General features: G+C 66.8%; 5 protein-coding genes. 3 read left to right on the top strand and 2 right to left on the bottom strand.

The annotated features are described in order from the left end of the window. On the top strand, window positions 1-1,046 hold a 1,046-nt coding region (locus AC1DYI_RS19765; protein ID WP_477205841.1), incomplete at its 5' end, for a hypothetical protein. A gap of 228 nt (window positions 1,047-1,274) precedes the next feature. Next, complete coding sequence (locus AC1DYI_RS19760; protein WP_477205840.1) at window positions 1,275-2,483, top strand: AfsA-related hotdog domain-containing protein; 1,209 nt, start codon at window positions 1,275-1,277, stop codon at window positions 2,481-2,483. A gap of 218 nt (window positions 2,484-2,701) precedes the next feature. Here the strand turns inward: AC1DYI_RS19760 and AC1DYI_RS19755 are convergent, their stop codons facing one another. Then, window positions 2,702-5,677 carry a winged helix-turn-helix domain-containing protein gene (locus AC1DYI_RS19755; protein WP_477205839.1) on the bottom strand — a complete coding sequence of 992 codons (2,976 nt, stop codon included), beginning with the start codon at window positions 5,675-5,677 and terminating at the stop codon, window positions 2,702-2,704. Between the two features lie 159 nt (window positions 5,678-5,836). On the opposite strand from AC1DYI_RS19755, the gene AC1DYI_RS19750 reads away from it, so the two are divergent. Next, window positions 5,837-8,167, top strand: coding sequence for a dockerin (locus AC1DYI_RS19750; RefSeq protein ID WP_477205838.1), 2,331 nt, complete (start codon window positions 5,837-5,839; stop codon window positions 8,165-8,167). A 137-nt stretch (window positions 8,168-8,304) separates the two neighbouring features. Here the strand turns inward: AC1DYI_RS19750 and AC1DYI_RS19745 are convergent. After that, on the bottom strand, window positions 8,305-8,830 hold a 526-nt coding region (locus tag AC1DYI_RS19745; RefSeq protein WP_477205837.1), incomplete at its 5' end, for an NmrA family NAD(P)-binding protein.

The raw sequence follows: 8,830 nt of genomic DNA, 5'->3' as shown, positions 1-8,830 counted from the left end.
TGCAAGGGCTGTTCGGCGGTGGCCCTTACCTGCTGCTGGAAGGCAACCGCTTCGACAACAACGGTTTCTACTCCGGCCCGCTGCTCAGGAACCACAACATCTACCTCGCATCGTCGGATTTCCACGGCGCCATCGTGCGCGGCAACACGCTGACTCGCTCGGCGGTGTGCGGCCCGCGCACCAGCTATGCCTGCGGCGTGCAGGGCACCTGCCAGGGCGTTTCGCTGGTGGTGCATGGCACGACCGACGACCTGGTGATCGAGAACAACCTGGTCGACGAAACCCCCGGCGCCGGCGGCGGCTGCTACGGCATCCAGATCGCGCCGGGAAGCAGCAACCCCGAGGGCTACGCCGGCTCGGTGGTGCGTGGCAACCAGATCATCAACGTCGGCTCGAATGCCATCGACATCGGCTCCTGCCCCTATTGCATCGTCGAGGACAACGTGGTCGCCTGGACCACCCAGCCGACAATCACGGTGCAAGGCGTTGTCATGCCCTCGGGCAACAGTGGTGGTGACGGCGATGCGGTCGACACCCACGTGACGGCGCGCAACAACTCGATCTACATCAGCGGCAGCAGCGCCTCCAACACCGGCATCATCATGAAGTCGGTCGGCCGGGGCCACAACGTCGCCAACAACCTGGTCTATTTCGCGCCGGACACCGGCGCGCAAGTGAGGTGCTTCGACACCACCGGCCTCGGCCGCTCGAGCTTCAAGGTCTTCGACCACAACATCTGCTACAGCGACCGTGCCGACCATGCCATCACCTACAGCCCGACGTACGCGACGCTGGCAGCAGCACAGGCCGCACAGTTCGACGTCCACGGCAAGAATGCCGACCCTTCGGTCAGTATTCCAACGGCCGACAACGGGTATGTGATGAAGCCCGACTCGCGCAACAGTCTCGCGGCCAGCGGTGGACACCCCAAGTTGTCGAAACGGCTGGGCTTTCAAGGCAAGATGAATCCGGAGTTCCCACGGTTCATCGGCGCCTTCCCCTACAAGCCGACGATCACGGCCCCGGCTTCGCCTCAGCCCGACTGAAGCAGCACGGCTGCCGGCCCACACTGGATCGGCAGCCGTGCACGACTCGTGGCTGATCCCCGCGATATGCGTGACGCTGCGCTCGGCACCCCAGGGCCCCGGCTGCACGTGCCGGTGCGATGGTCGGTTAGCGGTGGCCTGCTGACTACGTATTTCCGCGCACCGCGAACCGAATTCGCGCTGGTTCAATCCGTGCTCGTTTCGAGCATTGGGAAAGGGCCAAAAGCCATGTTCATCGGCGCCACCGAAATTGAAAAGACTTCCCCGAACACCGTACACAAGGAGTTCGAAGAGGACGTTCTCGTATGCAACGAACGCGTCCCCATCCCCGCGTTCTTCGACGAGAAGCTGCTGGACAGTCCCGAGTTCGACCCTGCCGACCTCGCCGCGCTGCGCCGCTTCTACAGGCCCGCTGCAGCGTCAACCGGCAACTCGCCGCCGGGTCGCTTGTACCTGTGCAGTCTGCCGGCACGCCTCGACAAATCCTGCCTGTGCGGCGGCGCTGCGGTTGACCCCGCGCAGTTGGAGAAGTACTACACCGACGAAGGCGGGTCACTCGTTCTGCACGCAGATTTTGTGGACGAAGTCGACGAGGTGCAGTTCATGCAAGCCTTTGTCGAGCGCCCTGACCACCTGACGGACAAGGACCGGGTCACCATCTCGAACCTGTTCGAACGCCTGCCTTCGTTCAGCCGCCCTCGCGCGCTGTATGTCAACCTGGTGATCGACACGACCAACTACTTCTTCTTCCGCAGGCACCAGGAGCATGTCCCCGGGATCATGTTGATCGAGGCGGCCCGCCAGGCGATGTACGCCCACTATCACCATTACAGCCACTGGACCCGCTCGCAGGTGGCCTTCGTGATCGAGTCCCTGAACGTGGTGTTCCACAGCTTCATCGACCCCAACTATCCGGTGCGCATCCGCGTGGAAGACGTGAGATCAGCCGAGATGCGCAGCTCGGGTGAGAACGCCGAGAGCGTCGCTTCCTTCTACCAGTCGAACAAGCTGGCGGCGGTGGCGACCATGCGAGCCAACATCATCAAGGACACGCTGTTCAAGCGCCTGCGCAACGTCAAGCCGCACGCGTCGAGCAACCGCTTCCTGCCGGTGAAGAACATCGCCAAGGCGGCGGCTTTCGTGTCGACCGGCGGCAGGCGGCTCGAGGGAACGCTCAACGACATCTCCGCTTCTGGCGTCAACGCCAGCTTCGATCACGACCCCTCGCTCGAACTCAACGCCCAGTTCGAGTTCCTGATGTTCGTCGACACCATCGGCCTCGTCGGTGCGAAGGTGGAGCTGCTCTGGACGCAAGTCCGCGGGGGCCGCGCCGTCGCCGGGTTCAAGATCGTCGAGATCCCGCGCTTGTGCGAAAAGAAGCTGCGCGAGACGATCAAGAACTTCACCTTCCTGAACATGCGCCGCGAGGTGGTCTGACGCTACGCAGCCCGCGCGCGACTGCCGAAGCGCCGGGCCACACCGTGCGATTGACGGCGCATGGAACGGGCCCAGCGCGGGCCCCTATCGGAGCGCGGTCGGCACGAGACGACCCTGAGCAGCCTGTCGCCGTCGCCGACTGGCCGCCGAAAAGCCCAAGGCCAGGAACACTTCGTCAAGCGGCCGGCAGGAGCGATGTGCGAACGCGCCGCGCGCAATCAAGGCGTGGACGTGCTCGTGCGGCCCGCGCTGTCTAGCGCGCCGCCGGCGTCGATGCGCGCCTTGAGGTCCGCCGCCAAAGCGTGGTCGGGATCCTGATCGAGGACCACGTCCAGGATCTGCAACGCATCGCTGCGGCGATGTTCTTCGGCGGCGCGCGATGCGAGTTCGAGCATCTGCGTCATCCACGTACTCTCGTCCACGGCGTCGGCGTGCGCCTGCGCGGTGTCGGCTTGCAGCCGCAGCAGCCTGGCGGCCAGCCGCCGGCCGAGTGCCGCCGGCGACCGGTCGTGCATGCTGCCTTCGGTACGCGCCGTGGGCGACACCCACACGTACTCCAGCGCCAACGATTCGTCGCGACGCGCCAGCCGGGCGAACAGGATGTGCGCGCCGGGGCTTCGGGTGCCGATCGCGGTCGCAATTGCTTCTGGCGTCGGGGTCGGGGCGTCATCGATACCCGCCTGCACCTCGGCGGCGGACACGCGCTTCAGCCCCGAGTGCACAGCCAGCGTGTAGCCGAGAATCTCCAGTGGATACCCGAGGTCCCGATCCGCGACGCCGACGCCCGGGCTTCCGCCCGGCAGCGGCACGACAGCCAGCGGGCGCTGCTGGACCGCGTGCAGGTCCGACAGGAGCGCCGCGGCGGTGTCGTCGACGGGCTCGACGCGCGCATCGGCCAGCAGCCTGTACCCTTTGCCGTAGACGGTCTCGACCCGGACGGTGTGGGTCTTGCTTCGACGCATCGCCTGGCGAATCTTGGCGATCGCCTGCGTGACCACTTCCGGCGATGCGACGGCCTTGCGCCACACGGTATCAAGGAGTTCGTCCTGGGTCACCAGGCGATGACGATTGCGGTACAGATGCAAGAGCACGTCGAACGGCTTGGGCGCGAGTGTCTGGCGCCGCCCATCGACCCACAGCTCGCGGCGTTCCACGTCGAGCACGCAGTGGGCGAAGCGGTACTCCCGACGCATCACGCCGTTGGCCGACGCCATCGGCATCGGGAGCTCGCGCTGCAGCTCGCCGGGTGCCGCCGACAGCTCCTGCCCCAGCCGCCGGAAGAGGGGCAGTGCAGCCGGCGCGGTGGCTAGCCGCGCAAGCAGCGACCGGGTTTCCGGTCCATGCTGCAGCCGGTGTGCCAGCAGGGCGCGCGGGTACAGCAGGTTCGCGGTGGTGGTCTCGTCCTGCAGGTGGGCCTGCGCATTCGCGCGATCGAGTTCCGCCTCGGCGAGTGGCAGGCGCCCACTGCGGACGAGGGCCTCCACGAGCCAGGGGAGCATGGGCGCTTCGGCCACTTGGTTGCCGTGGCGACGGCACTCGGCGGCCGCCCGCAAGAAACAATCGGCCGCCTCGTCGACGCGCCCAGCCGCCATGGCGGCATGAGCGTGGGCCTGCCAGAGGTAGCCGTCGTCCTGCACCCGGTCCGGGTGCGGCAGCAGCGACAGCAGCTCCGAGGCGGCATCCGGGCGGCCTCGCAGGCGATGGAGCAGGCAGTGGATGTTGGCAATGGTGCTCAACAGGCTCACGTCCGCCTCGATCGCCAGCGCGGTGGCGATCGCCTCCTCTGCACACTCGCGCGCCTCTTCGAGCCGGTCTGCGTAGAGCAGTTCGCCGGCGAGATTGAGGCAGACGCTTGCGAGTGCCGTGTTGGCATTGAGCCGGCGGGCCGCGTGAGCGAGCTTTCTGTTCCACCGGATGGACTTCTCGGCATGGCCGGATAGCGAGCTCATGATCGCCCGCAGCCACAGTACGTTCAGCAGCCCCCAGTGGCTGCCGATGCGTGTGAAGATCGACTCGGCCTCGTTCAGGCGTGTCGCCACGGAATGCAGCTCGCCCAGGCGGCACTCGACCGATGCCAGCAGCATCAAGGTGTGCCCCTGCCAGTGCGGCGGCATGCAGCCGCGGCCCAGCACGAGGGCGTGCTCCAGACTCTGCGCCGAGTCGCGCAACCGGCCATTCACGTGGTGCAGCGTTCCGAGGCACTGCCGCACTTGCGCTTCGAGGCAAGGGTCCTGGTCCCGTCTGGCGGCGTCCAGCAGGCGTGCCGCGCTGACCGGTCCGGCATCGCTGCCACAGGCGGCCTGTGCACGCAGCAGCTCCAGATCGAGGCGCGGAAAGCCCGCATCCAGGTGCTGCAGAAGCTGGAGGGCCCGCAGCGCCGCAGGATGCCGGTTCAGCACCGCGGCGTGCTTGGCCCGTGCGAACAACTCGATGGACAGCAGCGAGCAGCCCCGCAACCTGTGGCCATCGCGCTCGTCGACGCCAAGCAGCGTGTGCCGCAGGGCCTCGATGGCGGGAAGCACGAGCCCGGCGGGAGCAGGCGCGCGCAGCGCAATGACGGCCTTCTTGTCGCAGTCATGGACCTGCAGATCGAGGGCGAATTCGTTGCCTTCGAGCGTCAATGAACCGACCACCGCATGGCGCGCTCCGGCCGCGCGCAACATCTGCAGCATGCGCAGCTGTTCCTGCGGCCACGACGCCTGCAGTGACTGGGCATCCTGAACCTGAAGGCGTCCGTCGATCGACAGGCCGTGCGCGATGCAGGCAGCGAGGCCGTGCGCGGCCCAGTGCAGGCTCGGCTGCCCGGTGTGATTGCACAGCGGGCCGATGATCAACGACGGGATGCTGTCGCGCGACAAGCCCGCCGCAGTTGGCTCGGGTGCCGATGCCGATGGGGTGTCGAACCTGTAGCCGACGCGCGGGATCGAGCGGATGATCTGGTGCGGGCCGTCGTCGCCGATGGCCCGCCGCGCCGCACGGACCGCCTGCCTCAGCGCATCTTCGGACGCCGTGCCCTCCGGGCGCAGCGCGGCCAGCAGTTCCTCCTTCGTGACGACTCGATGGCGGAAGCGGGCCAGCTTCTCCAGCACGCGCCACGCCCGCGGCTCGAGCTTCACGGGTACGCCATGGCGCAGCACGCGCTCGCCGAGCAGGTCCAGCGACCCGCCGGGCAGTGTGATGAGGAGTTCGCTCACGACGACCCCTCGTCCGATGAGTGCATCGGCCGACTCCCCGAGGGAATGCGGCCGGCAGAAGACAACAAGAGGTAATTGTTGCGCAAGCGCGTCGTGGGTCTCCGGTCCGTCACAAGTCGATCAGGAATGCCCGCCGACGCCTGTCGACACTGCGACGCCATGGACTTCGCCCACTTCACCTCGCGCCGGCTCGTCGGCTCACCCCAATCAAAGTTGTCGCTCATCCTGTTCCTGGGACTGCAGGCCGCTACGGCAACCAACGCCGCCGCGGAAGGGCCTGCATCCTCCGCTGCGTCCGTGACCCACGGTACCACCTGGACGAGCGCGAAGTTCGGCGGTGGCGGCTACGTCAGCGGCCTCGTCTTCCATCCGACCACCGCCAACCTGCTGTACGCACGCACCGACGTCGGTGGCGCCTACCGCTGGAGCCAGGCCACGTCGTCCTGGGTGCCCATCACCGATGGTCTGGGCTTCGGTGGAGGCGAGAACCGTTTCCACGGCATCGAAAGCATGGCCGTCGATCCGAACAACAACCAGCTCGTCTACATGGCCGCCGGCATGTACACGACTGAAGGCAACGGCCGCCTGTACATCTCCAGCAACCGCGGTAACCGCTGGACCTACGTCGGCCTGCCCTTCCCCCTGGGAGGCAACAACCCCGGCCGGGCCATCGGCGAGCGCCTGATGGTCGATCCCAACAAGCCTTCGACGCTGTTCTACGCCACGCGCACGGCCGGCCTGTGGAAGAGCATCGACTCCGGCCTCACCTGGGCGCAAGTGACGTCGCTGTCGAGCGCCAAGCTGACCCAGGACCAGGTCAATGCCTTGGGCATGAACAGCGCGATGGGCGTCGAGACGGTCGTCTACGACACCGGCACCAAGGGCAGCGGCTCGGCCACGCAGACGATCTACACGGCCATCGCCCCGGACTACGTCCAGACAGCGGGCCTGGCCTCGAACCTGTACAAGTCCAGCAACGGCGGCGCATCGTGGACCCCGGTGATGACCCCGATCTCCGGCTATCACATCCCGCACATGGTGCGCGCCGCAGACGGCATGTTCTATGTGGTCTTCACCAAGGAGTCCGGTCCAGGCGCTGCCGGTCCCGCCCGTCTCTACAAGTTTGACGGCACCCACTGGACCTTGCTCAACAGCAACGACTCCGCCGGCTACGGCGGCGTATCCGTCTCCGGCACCGGCGCGACCACGCGCATTGCGCTGGGCGTGACCAACACCTGGGGCAACTTCAGCGGCCAGCAAATCATCCGGCTGTCCGACGACGCCGGCCGGACCTGGCGCGAAATCGCGGCCACCATGCCGCACACGCCGGCCGACGCGCCCTTCTGGGGATGGCCCGACGACATCGAGATCAATCCTGCCAACCGGGATCACATCCTGTATGGCCATGGCGGCGGGGTCTGGGAAACCCACAACGCGTCCTCGGCCACGCCGAGCTGGAACGAGCTGAACGACGGCATCGAGGAGACTGCCGTCCTGGGCCTGGCCACGCCGCCGGCCGGCGCCACGTACACCGTGATCAACAGTACGGGCGACATCGGCACCTGGGTGCACACGGATCTCACGACGAAGCCAACCTTGACGCCGGCCACCAGCTGGAGCAATGGCTTCGCCGCCGACATGGCGTGGTCCGACCCGCAGTACATGGCCACCATCGGCGTCGTCCTGGGCAACAGCACCGGCTATGGCGTCTGGTCCGGCGACGGCGGCAAGACCTGGGCGAAGTTCGCCACCTACCCGCCCGGCGTCGCGGAAAACAAGGGTCAGGAAGCGAGCATCGCGGTCACCGCGCGCAACAAGGCGGTCTGGGCGCCTGGCAACTCGGTACCGTCGTACACCACGGACAACGGCGCCACCTGGGTCCCGACCAACCTGCCGGCGATCGCCGACATCTTTCCCCGCGCCTACCACCTGGCCGCAGATCGCAAGAACCCGAACAAGGTCTATGCCTACGATTCCGGCGGCCATTGGTGGGGCACGCCGGGCAAGGTCTACGTCTCGAAGGATGGTGGCCACACGTTCACGCTGAGCCAGGGCTCGGTGGCCGCGGGACTGGCGCCCAACTATTTTGCGAACACCTCGCTGGCGGTCAACCCGAATGCCAAAGGCGAGCTCTGGCTGGCCGACGGCAACGCCGTGTACCGCTCGACCGATTCGGGCGCGAGCTGGACCAAGCTCAGCAACTTCGCGTCGATCTTCATCGGCAACCCATGGGCCCACGTGCAGGGCGCCAGCGCCATCGCGCTGGGCAAGGCGAAAGCCGGCGCCCCGTACTCGGCGGCGGTCTATGTGGTGGGCGTGGTGAACGGCGTGTGGGGCGTCTACCGCTCCAACAACGGCGGCGCCACCTGGTCGCGCTTCAACGACGACGACCACCAGTTCGGCGGCATCGGCATGTTGGCAGCCGACCAGAACGTCTATGGCCGGATCTACATCAGCGGCACCGGCCGGGGTCTGCTGTACAGCAACTAGACACGATGTCGACTTTGAGGAGCCAATCTCCTCGCGTACTGGGCCCTGGGCGGCTGGCGCAGTTGACTTTGGTCTGGACCGTGAGCCGGCGCCCCAAAGACACACCATCGCCAACCGCCTTGCTCAGACGGACCAGGCTACGACGCGGCAATGGCCTCCTTGACGAAGTCGGTGTACTTGCGCAGAGGACGGCCGAGCATGGCCTGCAGGCGATCCGCTGCGCCGTCCGCACCGTGCATGCCGAACTTCTGAATTCCCGCCATCATCAGGCGCATGTCATAGGCAAGCCAGGATGGCCCCAACGAGGCCATCTGTCCTTCGAAGGCCGCCACGTCGTCCCCGCCGTAAGCCACTTCGCGACCGAGCGCGGCACTCCAGATCTTGGCCACCGACTCTCCAGTCAACAACTCCGGCCCGACCAGGTCCAGCGTCACGCGCGATGACGGCGCGAGCGCGCGGTCGCGGCGCAGCAGTTCGGCGACGGCGACGTCCGCGATGTCTCGCGCGTCGATCATCGCGACGCCCGTCGAGCCGATCGGCATCGGGTAGACGCCGTAGCCCTGGATCACCTGCTGGACCATGCGCTCGTTCTGCATGAAGTAGGCAGGGCGAAGAATGGTCGCCGGAATGTCGAGGCTCTCGATCATTCGCTCGACCGTGTGC

The sequence above is a fragment of the Ideonella sp. P3_A4 genome (assembly GCF_056403075.1).
Note: the sequence above shows the minus strand (reverse complement) of the source record. Positions and strands in the feature narration are given on the sequence as shown.

Bases quoted from the DNA above. Each gene is read 5' to 3' on its own strand.
- AC1DYI_RS19750 (WP_477205838.1), top strand. From the start codon at position 5,837: ATGGACTTCGCCCACTTCACCTCGCGCCGGCTCGTCGGCTCACCCCAA.
- AC1DYI_RS19760 (WP_477205840.1), top strand. From the start codon at position 1,275: ATGTTCATCGGCGCCACCGAAATTGAAAAGACTTCCCCGAACACCGTA.